11 protein-coding genes and 6 tRNA genes are annotated in these 14,274 nt (G+C 42.1%); 2 read left to right on the top strand and 15 right to left on the bottom strand.

Annotated features, from left to right (window positions below; genetic code table 11):
• Positions 1–160 precede the first annotated feature (160 nt).
• Together L4C37_RS01470 and L4C37_RS01475 are read left to right on the top strand one after the other, a co-directional pair.
• Positions 161–955 carry a cytochrome C assembly family protein gene (locus tag L4C37_RS01470; RefSeq protein ID WP_137373370.1) on the top strand — a complete coding sequence of 265 codons (795 nt, stop codon included), beginning with the start codon at positions 161–163 and terminating at the stop codon, positions 953–955.
• A gap of 126 nt (positions 956–1,081) precedes the next feature.
• Entirely contained in the window at positions 1,082–2,350 is a 1,269-nt protein-coding gene (locus L4C37_RS01475; RefSeq protein ID WP_137373369.1) for an HlyC/CorC family transporter, read from the top strand.
• A 151-nt stretch (positions 2,351–2,501) separates the two neighbouring features.
• Here the strand turns inward: L4C37_RS01475 and luxS are convergent, their stop codons facing one another.
• The 15 genes from luxS to L4C37_RS01550 all read right to left on the bottom strand — a co-directional run bounded on the left by luxS (position 2,502) and on the right by L4C37_RS01550 (position 14,269).
• On the bottom strand, positions 2,502–3,020 hold the full coding sequence (gene luxS / locus L4C37_RS01480) for an S-ribosylhomocysteine lyase (RefSeq protein WP_273297156.1): 519 nt from the start codon (positions 3,018–3,020) through the stop codon (positions 2,502–2,504).
• A 22-nt stretch (positions 3,021–3,042) separates the two neighbouring features.
• On the bottom strand, positions 3,043–3,669 hold the full coding sequence (locus L4C37_RS01485; RefSeq protein WP_273297157.1) for a transglycosylase SLT domain-containing protein: 627 nt from the start codon (positions 3,667–3,669) through the stop codon (positions 3,043–3,045).
• A gap of 28 nt (positions 3,670–3,697) precedes the next feature.
• Positions 3,698–5,266, bottom strand: a complete 1,569-nt coding sequence (gshA, locus tag L4C37_RS01490) for a glutamate--cysteine ligase (RefSeq protein WP_429767730.1) — start codon at positions 5,264–5,266, stop codon at positions 3,698–3,700.
• Positions 5,267–5,368: 102 nt separating this feature from the next.
• Positions 5,369–8,227: a M16 family metallopeptidase gene (locus L4C37_RS01495; protein ID WP_429767692.1), complete on the bottom strand. Its 2,859-nt coding sequence runs from the start codon at positions 8,225–8,227 to the stop codon at positions 5,369–5,371.
• 9 nt (positions 8,228–8,236) lie between these two features.
• A complete protein-coding gene (locus L4C37_RS01500; protein ID WP_137373365.1) occupies positions 8,237–8,698 on the bottom strand; it encodes a YqaA family protein in 462 nt (153 codons plus the stop codon).
• 6 nt (positions 8,699–8,704) lie between these two features.
• A complete protein-coding gene (locus tag L4C37_RS01505) occupies positions 8,705–9,658 on the bottom strand; it encodes an NADP-dependent oxidoreductase (RefSeq protein ID WP_429767693.1) in 954 nt (317 codons plus the stop codon).
• 140 nt (positions 9,659–9,798) lie between these two features.
• Positions 9,799–10,929, bottom strand: coding sequence for a sodium ion-translocating decarboxylase subunit beta (locus L4C37_RS01510; RefSeq protein ID WP_137373363.1), 1,131 nt, complete (start codon positions 10,927–10,929; stop codon positions 9,799–9,801).
• A 9-nt stretch (positions 10,930–10,938) separates the two neighbouring features.
• Positions 10,939–12,723, bottom strand: coding sequence for a sodium-extruding oxaloacetate decarboxylase subunit alpha (gene oadA / locus L4C37_RS01515; protein WP_137373362.1), 1,785 nt, complete (start codon positions 12,721–12,723; stop codon positions 10,939–10,941).
• Positions 12,724–12,755: 32 nt separating this feature from the next.
• Positions 12,756–13,013 carry an oxaloacetate decarboxylase subunit gamma gene (locus tag L4C37_RS01520; RefSeq protein ID WP_137373361.1) on the bottom strand — a complete coding sequence of 86 codons (258 nt, stop codon included), beginning with the start codon at positions 13,011–13,013 and terminating at the stop codon, positions 12,756–12,758.
• A gap of 366 nt (positions 13,014–13,379) precedes the next feature.
• Positions 13,380–13,456 (bottom strand) — tRNA-Arg (locus tag L4C37_RS01525).
• A gap of 81 nt (positions 13,457–13,537) precedes the next feature.
• Positions 13,538–13,614: transfer RNA gene (locus L4C37_RS01530), tRNA-Arg, on the bottom strand.
• 79 nt (positions 13,615–13,693) lie between these two features.
• Positions 13,694–13,770, bottom strand: a tRNA-Arg gene (locus tag L4C37_RS01535).
• 77 nt (positions 13,771–13,847) lie between these two features.
• Positions 13,848–13,924, bottom strand: a tRNA-Arg gene (locus L4C37_RS01540).
• Between the two features lie 113 nt (positions 13,925–14,037).
• Positions 14,038–14,114: transfer RNA gene (locus tag L4C37_RS01545), tRNA-Arg, on the bottom strand.
• A 78-nt stretch (positions 14,115–14,192) separates the two neighbouring features.
• Positions 14,193–14,269: transfer RNA gene (locus L4C37_RS01550), tRNA-Arg, on the bottom strand.
• Between the last annotated feature and the right edge of the window lie 5 nt (positions 14,270–14,274).

Genomic DNA, 14,274 nt, shown 5'->3' on the forward strand with positions numbered 1-14,274 from the left:
ATTAGCGCGGATTAGAGTCACACCCGTTGTAAGCCGTTAATAATTCGCAGGTGTGACCTATACCATTGTTCGATTTAAATTGAATATGGTTCGACCATAGCCCAAGCGCGCGATGCAAGGTATAATTCTCTGATTACGACAATCATTTTTTATGGAAACCATGGACAGTCTCATTGCAATAGCAGCAGCCTTTCTCTACGTAATGGCTATATCCACAATTGTTCCCGGTCTTGCTCATCAGACCGGCATTCGCACGAAAACCGTATTCATCAGTGCGCTACTTGCTTTGGTTTTTCATGCTTGGCTGCTCAGCGATCTAATTTTCAATGCTAGTGGTCAAAACCTTAGTATTCTAAATGTCGCTTCTCTCATTAGTTTCATCATTTCTTTTGTGATGAGTGCTGCAATGCTCAAAAACCGCCTATGGTTTTTGCTACCCGTTGTTTATAGCTTCGCGGCAATCAACTTAGTTGCAGCTTCTTTCTTACCTAGTACTTTCATAAAGCATTTAGAGCAAGACCCTAAGCTGCTCATGCACATATCCTTAGCTTTATTCTCTTACGCCACTCTTACAATTGGAGCTTTATACGCTCTACAACTCGCGTGGCTAGATCATAAGCTCAAAAAGAAGAAAGCACTTGCCATCAACCCTAACTTGCCTCCTTTGATGATGGTTGAAAGGCAGCTGTTTAAAATTATTCTGATCGGTAATTTATTGCTGACTGGTACTTTGCTAACGGGCTTCGTTTTTGTTGAAGATATGTTTGCACAAGGTAAAGCGCATAAAGCTGTTTTATCCTTTATTGCTTGGATCATCTATACCACTCTGCTCTGGGGTCACTACCAAAAAGGTTGGAGAGGTCAGAAAGTTACTTGGTTTGCAGTTGCAGGTGCTAGCATTCTAACATTGGCATACTTTGGTAGCCGATTCGTGCAAGAAGTCATACTCACTTAATGGCTTTATCAATAAGGTAGGGGCATCAGTGCCCTTGCCTTAAAAATATTGAATACGCTATATTCAATTAACACCAAGGCCACACCGGTCATAAATTAATCAGAAATAAAATAGGAAAAAAATAGTTTGAACGACATATCAACGGGTATCTTATTTGCGCTACTCGCGTGTCTCATCATAATCTCTGGTTATTTTTCTGGTTCCGAAACTGGCATGATGTCTTTGAACCGCTACCGTTTAAAGCATCTTGCGAATACGGGACATAAGGGTGCCAAGCGAGTCGAGAAACTGCTAAGTCGCCCTGACAGGTTGATAGGCTTAATTCTTATTGGTAACAACCTCGTTAATATTCTAGCTTCTGCCATTGCTACTATTCTAGGTATGCGGATCTACGGTGACATTGGTGTCGCCATTGCCACTGGTGCTCTTACCCTCGTCATTCTTGTTTTTGCAGAAGTCACACCAAAAACTATTGCCTCTTTATTTCCCGAACGAGTTTCCTATGCCAGCAGCATATTGCTGACTATTTTAATGAAGCTTCTTTCCCCTCTCGTTATTCTTGTGAACTTCATAACAAATGGATTCATTAAAATACTAGGAGTAAAAGTTGATCATAATGCACCTGACCATCTAAGTTCAGATGAGCTAAGAACTGTAGTAAATGAAGCAGGAACGCTGATACCTCAACGCCACCAAGATATGCTGGTATCCATTCTCGATTTAGAGCATGTGACCGTAAATGACATCATGGTTCCACGTAACGAAATCACAGGAATCGATATTAATGATGACTGGAAATCTATCGTTCGCCAGCTCACTCATTCTCCTCATGGTCGTGTCGTTTTGTACCGAGATCAGATTGATGAAGTAGTAGGCATGCTGAGGTTACGCGAAGCTTATCGTTTAATGCTTGAGAAAAATGAATTCAATAAAGAAACCTTGTTGCGTGCAGCTGACGAGATCTACTTTATTCCCGAATCAACCCCTCTCAATGTCCAACTGCTGAAATTCCAAAGAAATAAACAGCGTATTGGCCTTATCGTTGATGAGTACGGCGATATAAATGGTCTAGTCACACTAGAAGATATTCTAGAAGAAATTGTTGGTGAATTTACGACATCAATTGCTCCAAGTTTATCTGAAGAGATCACGCCTCAAAGTGACGGCAGCTTTTTAATAGAAGGCAGTGCCAATATTCGAGACATTAACAAGGGGCTGCAATGGGCTTTACCAACAGATGGACCACGAACTCTTAATGGTTTAATTCTTGAGCATTTAGAAGACATTCCTGAAAGTCACCTTAGTGTACAAGTGGCGAGCCACCCAATGGAAATTGTTGAGTTAGAAGAAAACCGCATAAAGTTGGTTAAAGTCTTCCCTCAACTCGTTCAATAGATTTCAATAAACAAAGCATCATCTATTCAAAAATAAGTCGATTGTCGAACACATATAAAAAGAGCCTCATTCATTAAATGAGGCTCTTTTTTTAATCTCTTCACCCTACTTTGTAAATCAACATAAAGGGCAGCAGGTGAACACATCAAAACTAGTCGATTTTTAACTCTTGCAGCATTGATTCAGGCAAAGCCAGTTCATCATTTTTATTCACTGCAATACCTGCAGAAATAATTGCTTTAGCGATCTCTTTTGCTTCTTCCAAAGAGTGCATAGATGCTGTTCCACACTGATATTCATTCAGCTCAGGAATTTTATTCTGGCTTTCAACTTTCAGAACATCTTCCATTGCCGCTAACCAAGAGTCAGCTACCAGTTGCTCGGTTGGAGTTCCAATCAAACTCATATAGAAACCAGTACGACACCCCATAGGTGATATATCAATAATTTCTACATTTGCACCGTTTAAGTGCGCTCGCATAAAACCAGCATATAAGTGCTCTAAAGTATGGATACCTTTTTCAGATAAGATATCTTTATTCGGAGCAGTAAAACGTAAATCAAATACTGTGATGGTATCCCCTTTAGGGGTTTGCATTGTTTTAGCAACACGAACCGCTGGTGCATTCATTCGCGTGTGATCAACAGTAAAACTATCTAATAAAGGCATTGTTCTTCTCCATGACAGTTGGCTAAAAAAACCAACTTCGATTATCTTCCAATTCTTGGCGACATTGCTTTAACTGCCACCCGTAATCTTTTGCTTGTTGTTCGACTTTGCGAGCGACCTTAATTAAAGATGGCTTGCTATTATATGATTTACGCTTATAGCCACCACGCCCTTCGTGATAAGCCAGATATTGATTATATGGGTCCCAAAGGGATACCCCTAGCTGACGACGAGTCTCATGGGTATACCAACCAATAAACATGAGTGCATCATCAAAATTTGTTCTTGAACCACCATGCCCTGTCGCTTTTTGAAAATCTTCCCACGCAGGATCTTGAGCCTGAGCATAGCCATATGCACTGCTGACATGTCCCCATGGAATAAAGCCAAGTAAGTAATCTTTGGGCGGTCGAGCATCATGCCTAAAGCTGCTTTCTTGCTTAACAAATGCCATCGCTACATTTATGGGAGTGCCCCACTCTTCTTCCATATCTAAGGCATCATCGTACCAAGACGAGTGCTCTCGGAAAATGCTGCATATGTTGCTTTGCTGTTTTGGTGGGGGGGTTGCACACCCACTTAAAAGAACAGCACAAAAACCAACAGCAAGAAGCTGTCGGTATCGGAAAAATACATTTGATGACCGCATTTTATTCAAACGTCTAATCTCGCTAAATTTAAGCTTTTAGGTACGAGAAATAATCACTCAAAAAGCTATCAAAGTCTTGAGTATCGGCAGACTCAGCTTGATTTTGTGCTGCCAGTGAACGTTCAACTTCAGCCTCCATCAAACTTGCCGAATAAACTTTATATTGATGGTCTTTGTGTTGCTGAGCATAAGCTTTTCCATAGCTACAGCCAACTTTACCTAAACCGCCTAACTTCTTCGTTTCAGCAAGAAGTTGACCTGAAATAGTAAGTTCAGGATTATCAATCCATTGCTCTAACGTATCGCATGTCTCTTGATATGCATGACCACCTTGTTCAGCGTCCATCACTTCAGCGATCGCTCGTAGATCTTTGAATACTCGTTTAGCCCAATCTTGAAGTGATAGTCTTTCACCTTCACAACCGATTTGTAACTCTAAACCTGGCTGACGCCCCTCTAGGATCACTTTATTCCAGTTGTCGCGCCAGCATTCTAATTCGCAGTTATCCATTTCAGCTGAGTCAGACAACACGCTCCACGTTAGGAACAAATCTAGGAAGCGCACTTGTTGCTCTGTAATACCAATAGAGCTAAACGGGTTAACATCGAGTGAGCGTACTTCAATATACTCAACACCACCACGAGCCAGAGCTTCTGATGGTTTCTCACCATTTTTAGCGACTCTCTTAGGGCGGATAGGGGCATAAAGTTCATTTTCGATCTGTAGCACATTGCTGTTTAGTTGACGGTATTGACCATCAACTTTTACGCCAATTTCAGCAAACTCTTCTGAAGGTGTACGAATCGCTTGATTTAAGCCATCTAAATATTGGTCAAGACTGTTGAAGCCAATTTTCAATACACTTTGCGCACTATTGGTATAGCCAAGGTCACTTAAACGTAAAGCCGTTGCTTTAGGTAAATAAAGCGTTTCGCCAATTTTCTCAAACGGTAGATTTGTTTCGCGCCCTTTGATAAAAGATGAGCACAGCGCCGGAGATGCACCAAAGAAGTAAGGGATTAACCAACCGAAACGATAGTAATTACGGATAAGCCCAAAATACGCTTTTGACTTGGCGTCTTTTCGTTCGTCTTCAGTTTGTTCACCCAACAACGTATCCCAAAAGCTTTCTGGGAAAGAGAAATTGAAATGCACGCCTGAGATAATCTGCATTAAGCTGCCGTAACGTCGCTTCAAACCTTCTCGGTATAATGTTTTCATTTTACCGTTATTAGATGAGCCGTATTGCGCCAACTGAATATCATCTTCACTGCCAACATAACAAGGCATCGAAAGCGGCCATAGCTTTTCACCTTCAAGCTTCGTCTGAGTAAAGTGGTGAATATCTGCTAATTGGTTTAGAAGTGTTGGGACTTCATTCGAAACCGGAGTAATGAACTCTAGTAATGACTCAGAAAAGTCTGTCGTTACCCATTCATTCGTCAATGCCGATCCTAAAGATTTTGGGTGCAGACCTAAGGCTAGACGACCATCTTCCTTGTAGCGTAATGTTTCCCTTTCAACACCTCGACCAAATTCAGAGAAGGTCTTAGGGTTAGATGCAACTTGCTTTAGTCGCGCAGCAAAATCAGTCAAAATGTCGTTCACTTATCTTATATCGTTCTGATTAGAACTCATCATAAATTAGGTTATGGAAAAAGGCTACTTTTCGCCTTTCTTCCCCCTTTAATGTGTACTCTAACGGATGATTTCAAGCTCTTCTATTGGAATATCTAGTTTTTCTAGTTGTGGGCGAAGTGAATTAGCGTCACCAACAACAATTATTTGATAGTCCTGTGGGTTAAACCACTTAAGAGCAAGGGCATCAAGCGTCTCTTTATCTATGTATTCTACAATTTCATTTCTCTGCTTTAAGTAGTCGTCATCTAAACCTAAAGTTGCGATATTACTTAGCAGCCCAGCTTTTTGACTTGGTGTTTCATACTTAAGCGCATCTTTTTGCCCAACAGCTAAACGCATGAAGACCATTTCATCATCTGTTAAACCATTTTTACTAAACTCATCTAACTCAGAAATAAATTCCTCAATGGCTGGTACTGTTGCATTCGCTCTCACTTGAGCAGTAAAAACCACAGCACCATCTTCACGGGTGCTTGCAAAGTACCCTCTTGCACCATAGGTATAGCCTTTATCTTCACGCAAATTCTGATTAATGCGACTATTGAAGTTACCCGCTAAATTAAAGTTCGCTAATTGGCTTTGATAAAGTTCACCGGTAGCATCAAAAGGTAGCCCTCGACGTACTAAACGCACGATACTTTGTGGTGCTCCAGGCTTATCCACTAAATACAAGCTTTGCTTATCGAGAGTGTGAACGGCTTCAGGGCGAACAATAGGAGCTGCTTCCCCCTTCCAATTTTCAAAGAATGCTAATTGTTTTTTAATTGCTCTCTTTGAAATGTCACCGACGACAATAATATGCGCGCTTTCAGGCGTGTAATGCTCTTTGTAGAATCGTTTCACATCTGCAAGCGTTAACTTTTCTATTGATTGTTTTGTACCGTCACTTGCTCGACCGAAAATACTATCACCAAATACCACTTCTCTAGTCGCCTGAGAAGCCATCCAACTTGGTTGCTGGTGCTGATAAACAATCCCTTCTAACATTTGGTTCTTAACTCTAGCGAAATCTTCAGGTGAGAATTTAGGTGTAAATAAAATTTCTTCTGCGATCTCAAGAGTGGCTGGGAGATGTTTTTCTAAGCTCGATATTGAAATGGATGTAGTGTAGCTGCTAGCACTAATACTAACATTACTGCCTAGCATATCTAATGCGGCTTGAAGCTCTTCAACCGTTCGAGTAGTTGACCCTTCTTCCAACATTGATGATGTTAAGCTGGCTAATCCTTCTTGCCCCTTTTTAACATAGCGCTCGCCAGCCGGCAGTTGAATTTGTAACTGTACCGTTGGGGTTTCACTCGTCTCGGAACCAATTAGCTCTGCACCATTATCATAATGAACACGATATAACTCTGGCATATTTGCTTTTACACCAAAGGTCACTTCAGGCATGACCGTCCTGTCAAAATTATCGATCGCTTTTCTGACATCAAGCTGCTCTTCTGATGTTTTCGTATACTCAGGAAGTGTGCGGTCAGGTGTAACAAATGTGGCATCTTGTACTGCTAACGATAGCTTCCCTCTAGGAACCACGCTCAGCGTTACCTTTGATTGATCTTTAATGAACGAATCGTAAGCCGTCACGACACTTTCAGGTGTAACTGAGCGAATCTGTTCTAACTGAGTTTCAATACGATCAGGCTGCCCATAAAAAGTTTCATTTGAAGCTAACTGTGACACTTTTCCTTTCACACTTTGTAATGCAAAAACAGCATCGGCTTCTGCCATCCCTGTGATTTGATCGAGCCTCTCTTGAGTTACTCCTTCTTTTTCAAATTTACCCAATGTTTGCATCAACTCTTTATAAAGGTTTGTTAAGTCACCCTTATCTCCAGAATCTCCCATCGCATAAACATACATGGTACAGGCAAGTTCAGCACAATCTTGGAATGAACCGGCGCTCACTGCTTTTTGTGTTTTCACTAAGTTTTGGTAAAGGTAACTATTCGTTCCTCCACCTAGTACATTAGACAGAGCATTTAATGATGCTTGGTTGTCTTCACCACGGTATGTCGTCGGCCAACCGACCAGAACCATCGGCTGACGAATATTATCTTCTAGCGTAATAAATTTATCTTGGGTCAATTGAGCAGGTTGTTTCTCTGCTTGCTCAACTTCTGGACCTCTTGGAATGGTACCGAAGTATTTATTCACCCATTCTAAAGTGTCATCTACATCAAGATCACCACCAATGGTTAAAACCGCATTATTGGGGCCATACCAACGTAAGAAAAATGCTTTAAGGTCATTGACATCAACTCGGTCGAGATCTTCTACATAGCCTATAGGTTGCCATGAATAAGGATGTCCTTCAGGGTAAAGCGCTTCACTCATTCGCTCCCACATTAATCCATACGGTCGGTTCTCATAACTCTGAGCTCGTTCGTTTTTAACCGTATCTCTCTGAACTTCAAATTTACGTTGAGAAACTGCGTCAATCAAAAAGCCCATGCGATCTGATTCCAACCACAGCATTTTCTCTAACTGATTAGCTGGGACCGTTTCAAAATAATTAGTACGATCTCGATTCGTTGTTCCATTCAGAGTACCGCCCGCTTCGGTGATAATCTTAAAGTGCTGCTGATCGCCAACATTTTCAGAACCTTGAAACATCATATGCTCAAAGAAATGGGCAAAGCCAGACTTACCAATATCTTCACGGGCAGAGCCTACGTGGTAAGTCACATCTACATGCACTAAAGGATCAGAATCATCTGGAGATAAAATAACGGTAAGACCATTTGCAAGCTGGTACTTATTATAGGGAATAACAACCTTATTTGATGAAGCTTCCACTTCTTCAACCAAGGTTACGCCTTCAGGTAAAGACGAAAAGAAAGGGATAGACACAGGTACATTGTGAGAGCAGCCAGCAACGGCAATAAGAGAAAATGTACCAAGTAAAACCTTTTTCATAGGTTCTCCTTAGAAAAAACCAAAATAAATTGCCGCTAATAAGCTGTAACGTAAACCTTTACCAATAGTGATCAACACCAAACTTGGTAAAAATTTCATTCTTAACCAGCCAGCAGCTAAGCATAAAGGGTCGCCAATAATCGGCAACCAACTAAATAATAACGTCCAATAGCCATATTTACTTAACCAGGACATAGCCTTATGACCATGTTTCTCAGATTGAGTTCGATTAGGTAACCATAAACCCAGCCAATAATTGGTTAAACCACCTAAGGTGTTACCCAAGGTAGCAATAACAATAATTAAGGCTGTTGAAAATTGATTGAGACTTAAAGTCGCGATAAGCCCAGCTTCAGAACCACCTGGTAACAAAGTGGCACTCAAAAAACCGCTAAAAAATAAAACCCACAAAGCTGAATCAGAAAACCAAAGCGCAACGGTTTCAAATAATGTATTAAAAAACTCTAGCACTGCATATCAACCTTCTTGCATTTTAAGTAGTACCTTGCCTCGCGTATGACCAGTTTCTACTTGTAAGTGCGCAGCTTGAACCTCTTTCATAGGGAAAGTGGTTTGAATTTCTGTTTTTAAAATTCCAACACTGACCATATAAAGCATGGTTTCAAGCTGTTCTGGAGCTGGCTCAACCAGCATTCCTGTCGCTTGAAAACCTAACAATTTGGCTTTCTCACAAATAAGCTCGGCGCTGAGTGTTGGCACCGTCACTACACGAGCTTCGTCGTTTAAACATTTCAATGCATCAAGAGCGGTATCACCACCAACCAAGTCAATTAACACATCTACTTCAGACACTCGTTCAGATGCTGGTGCAAAGTGGTAATTAATCGCATGAGCGCCAAGAGTCGCCATGTAATCCAAGTTACTTTCGCTACAAGTAGTAAACACTTCAGCTTTTGCCGCAACCGCGATTTGTACAGCTAAGTGACCAACACCACCAGCGCCCGCTAAAATAAGAACTCTATCGCCTTCTTTAACTTGTGCTTTATTAATGGCTTGTGCAGCCGTTTGTCCTGCAAGAGGAAGAGCCGCCGCCGCTTCTAATGTCACAGCATCAGGCACTGCACACAAATCTTTTTCTGGGACACATACATATTGACTGTACCCACCGCCAACTAATGGAAAGCCAATAAAACCCGCAACATTATCGCCGTTCGAAAAGCGATTAACACCGTCTCCACAACTGAAAACTTGTCCTGAAATATCATACCCAGGCACCCAAGGCAGGTTATCTTTATTTTGAGCAGCCGCCCAACCAAGACCGGCTCTAGTTTTAACATCAATAGGGTTGATCCCAGAAAATGCAACTTTGACGACAATCTCTCCTGATTTTGGCGTGGGTACTGAATTTGTTTGTATCGCTAATGTATTAACTCCACCAAACTCTGTAATCGCAATTTGCTTATTTTCCATTTCAACATTTCCTTGATTGATAAAGCCTGAACGAATAAAACTCTAGTTAAAAAGAAAGGGATGCGAAAGCATCCCTTTGACTATAAACCATTTTGTTTGACTAAGTTAACTGATGGATCTCAAATTAACCGTCAATTGACTTACCCAACGAGCGCCAACAAGATACCAGCTGCAACGGCACTACCCAGTACACCTGCAACGTTTGGTCCCATTGCGTGCATTAACAAGAAGTTTTGAGGATTAGCCTCAAGCCCAACTTTATTAACAACACGAGCCGCCATCGGAACTGCTGATACACCAGCAGCACCAATAAGTGGGTTGATATCTTCTTTAGAGAAGCGGTTCAGAACCTTCGCCATTAATACACCACCAGCCGTACCAATACTGAATGCCACTGCACCTAACCCTAAAATACCCAGCGTCTCTAAATTCAAGAATGTATCCGCTTGAAGCTTAGAGCCTACCCCTAGACCAAGGAAAATAGTCACAACGTTAATCAGTTCGTTTTGAGCCGTTTTTGAAAGGCGATCAACCACTCCAGCTTCACGCATTAAGTTACCCAAACAGAACATACCTACGAGAGGAGTTGCTGAAGGTAAGAACAAAATCGTCATCAGTAATACAGCAAGCGGGAAAAGGATCTTTTCAGCCTTGCTTACATGACGAAGTTGAGCCATCTTAATTTGGCGCTCTTCAGGAGATGTTAACGCTTTCATGATTGGTGGCTGAATAATAGGAACTAACGCCATATAGCTGTATGCAGCTACCGCAATGGCACCTAATAGATCAGGAGATAATTTACTCGCTAAGAAGATAGCCGTTGGACCATCAGCACCGCCAATAATGGCAATGGATGAAGCATCCGCCATGCTAAATTCCATACCAGGAACGTAATTTAGTAAAATCGCCCCAAATAACGTAGCAAAAATACCAAATTGCGCAGCAGCCCCTAGCCATAACGTTTTTGGGTTCGCAATTAGCGCACCAAAATCAGTCATTGCACCTACGCCCATAAAGATAAGTAGCGGGAAAATACCCGTTTCAATACCAATGTAGTAAACGTAGTAAAGCAAACCGCCAGGATCTGTAAACCCAGCATTTGGAATATTTGCTAATACAGCACCAAAACCAATAGGTAGTAGAAGTAACGGTTCAAATCCTTTACGAATTGCCAAAAACAACAATAAGCAACCGACCAACATCATACAGATTTGGCCAAACTCAAAGTTAGCAATACCTGTTTCAGACCATAAGGTCATCAATCCTTCCATGGTGCTCCCTTACGCTAAGCTTAGTAGTGGAGCGCCTACAGTAACTGCATCGCCTTCTTTTACATTCAATTCTTGAACGATACCACCACGAGCAGCACGAACTTCCGTTTCCATCTTCATCGCTTCCAAGATAAGTAGAACATCGCCTTCAGCCACTTCAGAACCCGGCTGAACGATAACTTTAAAGATGTTGCCAGCTAATGGCGCAGGAACCGCTTCAGCGTCAGAAGCCGCAGCAGGTGCTGCTTGAACCGCTTGGACTGGTTTAGCGGATGGAGATACAGATGTAAGTTGACCTTGAGGACCAACTTCAACATCATAAACTTGACCATCAACTTTTACGCTGTAGCTTTCAACTCCGCCAGAAGCAGGTTGTGGTGCCGCAGCAACAGGAGCTGCTGCTTCTGCCGTTGGTGCAGGTTCAAACGCTTCAGGGTTACGACGGTTCTTAAGGAACTTAAGGCCCACTTGTGGGAAAAGTGCGTAAGTCAGCACATCATCAACGGTATCTTCTGCCAGAGAGATACCTTCTGATTTCGCTTTCTCTAAAAGGTCGGTTGTGAGTGTATCCATTTCTGATTTAAGTAAATCTGCAGGACGGCACGTAATTGGTTCTGCACCATCTAACACTTTCGCTTGCAGTTCAGCATCAACCTCTGCAGGAGCTTGACCGTATTCACCTTTAAGAAGACCAGCAGTCTCTTTCGTGATGCTCTTGTAGCGCTCACCCGTGAGAACATTGATAACTGCTTGAGTACCTACGATTTGAGAAGTTGGTGTTACTAGAGGAATGTAGCCAAGTTCCTTACGTACGCGTGGGATCTCTTCTAGAACCTCATCCATACGATCGGCTGCACCTTGCTCTTTAAGCTGGCCTTCCATATTCGTTAACATGCCGCCAGGGACTTGAGCAATCAAGATACGAGAATCTACACCTTTTAACTGCCCTTCCCACTTCGCATACTTTTTACGTACATCACGGAAGTAAGCCGCGATCGGTTCAATCTGATCAAGCTTAAGGTTCGTATCGCGCTCTGTACCTTCTAACATAGCAACAACCGTTTCAGTTGGTGTATGACCATAAGTGCAGCTCATTGAAGAAATCGCAGTATCTAGAATATCGATACCCGCTTCAACGGCTTTAACCGCTGTCGCTGTCGATAGACCCGTTGTCGCGTGGCTATGCAGCGCTAAAGGAACATCACACGATGCTTTAATGCGTGTAATCAACTCTTCCGCTTCATAAGGCTTTAACAGACCTGACATATCTTTGATGCACAAAGAATGGCAGCCTAAGTCTTCTAGGCGCTTGGCAAGGTCAACCCATGTATCTGAGTTATGTACAGGGCTCGTCGTGTAAGAAAGTGTACCTTGAGCGTGACCGCCAACATCAATAGTAGCTTTCACTGCTGTTTCAAAGTTACGAACATCATTCATCGCATCAAAAATACGGAAGACATCCATACCATTTTTGTGCGCACGTTCTACAAATTTTTCTACAACATCATCTGCATAGTGGCGGTAACCCAAAAGGTTTTGACCACGAAGTAGCATTTGCATTGGGGTGTTTGGCATTGCTTTTTTCAGCTCACGCAAACGCTCCCATGGATCTTCTCCTAAGAAACGGATACATGAATCAAATGTCGCCCCGCCCCAAGTTTCAAGAGACCAGTAACCGACTTTATCCAGTTCTGCCGCAATTGGCAGCATATCTTCGATGCGCATACGAGTAGCGAATAGTGACTGGTGTGCATCACGAAGTACCACATCTGTGATAGCTAGTGGTTTAGACATGCTCATAAACTCCTTTTTAATCCTTTTAAATGCTACTTAGCAGTAGACACACGGTATTGACGCACCGCGGCCGAAATTGCTGCCACAACCTGTGGACTAACAGCAGAAGGGTTTGATTGTTTTTTTTGAATTGTTTTAGGTGCTGCGATCGGCTCTGGTACTTCTTCTGGCACCAGTTTAGACATCAACCGAACGAGATAAACTAGAATAGTTAGGAATATAAAGACTACAGACATCCCCGTTAGCATTAGGGTTGCTGCATCTCCTAGCAGGCTTCCAATATTTGTCATGTTGCTTCCTTTCTTCGTCATCCTGACATACGTACAGGACTCAACGTATTTAATCCCGACCCATGGATTATCTCGATTGGTAAAAGTTTGTCAATTTTGTTTAATGCTCTCTTATAGATAACGCACATATAAGGTCAATAATTCGCCACTGATATCACATAAATCTAGTAAATGGGTGGTTTTTAGTTATTTAAACTGTGAGTAAATATGCAATAACAAAGAAAATTTAATGAAGATCAAAAAAAAACATAGGAAGCGTTAGAAATGCTGAAAATACAATAAGTTAATTAATTTAAGTTAACATTTTTGCAACATTTTATTCTGGACATAAAAAAACCTCGAATAATCGAGGCTTTTTTATAAATGTGGCGCGCTCTGGAGGATTCGAACCTCCGACCGCCTGGTTCGTAGCCAGGTACTCTATCCAGCTGAGCTAAGAGCGCACGGGTTTTAGTATCACTTTGTTGTACACAACAATTCAATACAAGGATTTTCATTCTTATAAGAAACAAACCCTTAAATGGTGGCGCGTCCTGGAGGATTCGAACCTCCGACCGCCTGGTTCGTAGCCAGGTACTCTATCCAGCTGAGCTAAGGACGCACGGTTTTAGTATCACTTTGTTGTAAACAACAATTCAATACAAGGATTTTCATTCTCATGAGAAAGAACCCTTTAATAGTGGCGCGCTCTGGAGGATTCGAACCTCCGACCGCCTGGTTCGTAGCCAGGTACTCTATCCAGCTGAGCTAAGAGCGCACAGTTTCGACATTAATAGTCGTTAACGAATTATTAATATCAGGATTTTAATTCATATAAGAAATAAACCCTAAAAGTGGCGCGCTCTGGAGGATTCGAACCTCCGACCGCCTGGTTCGTAGCCAGGTACTCTATCCAGCTGAGCTAAGAGCGCGCGGGTTTTAGTATCATTTCATTGTAAACAACAATTTGTTGTAAACAATAATTCGTTGTAAACAATAATTCAATACAAGGATTTCTACTCTTACAAGAGAAAACCTTAAATAGTGGCGCGTCCTGGAGGATTCGAACCTCCGACCGCCTGGTTCGTAGCCAGGTACTCTATCCAGCTGAGCTAAGGACGCACGGTTTCGATATTAATAACTGTTAAACAAATCATCAATATCAGGATTTAAATTCATATAAGAAATAAACCCTAAAAGTGGCGCGCTCTGGAGGATTCGAACCTCCGACCGCCTGGTTCGTAGCCAGGTACTCTATCCAGCTGAGCTAAGAGCGCACGGT

Origin of the sequence: Vibrio kagoshimensis, from assembly GCF_050337535.1 — a bacterium.
GTDB classification, from domain to species: Bacteria; Pseudomonadota; Gammaproteobacteria; order Enterobacterales; family Vibrionaceae; genus Vibrio; species Vibrio gallaecicus.

What these genes read in the sequence shown, in the direction of transcription:
- L4C37_RS01470 (WP_137373370.1), top strand. Translation starts at nt 161, where the DNA reads ATGGACAGTCTCATTGCAATAGCAGCAGCCTTTCTCTACGTAATGGCT.
- luxS (WP_273297156.1), bottom strand. Translation starts at nt 3,020, where the DNA reads ATGCCTTTATTAGATAGTTTTACTGTTGATCACACGCGAATGAATGCA.
- L4C37_RS01485 (WP_273297157.1), bottom strand. Translation starts at nt 3,669, where the DNA reads ATGCGGTCATCAAATGTATTTTTCCGATACCGACAGCTTCTTGCTGTT.
- L4C37_RS01495 (WP_429767692.1), bottom strand. Translation starts at nt 8,227, where the DNA reads ATGAAAAAGGTTTTACTTGGTACATTTTCTCTTATTGCCGTTGCTGGC.
- L4C37_RS01505 (WP_429767693.1), bottom strand. Translation starts at nt 9,658, where the DNA reads ATGGAAAATAAGCAAATTGCGATTACAGAGTTTGGTGGAGTTAATACA.
- L4C37_RS01510 (WP_137373363.1), bottom strand. Translation starts at nt 10,929, where the DNA reads ATGGAAGGATTGATGACCTTATGGTCTGAAACAGGTATTGCTAACTTT.
- oadA (WP_137373362.1), bottom strand. Translation starts at nt 12,723, where the DNA reads ATGTCTAAACCACTAGCTATCACAGATGTGGTACTTCGTGATGCACAC.
- L4C37_RS01520 (WP_137373361.1), bottom strand. Translation starts at nt 13,013, where the DNA reads ATGACAAATATTGGAAGCCTGCTAGGAGATGCAGCAACCCTAATGCTA.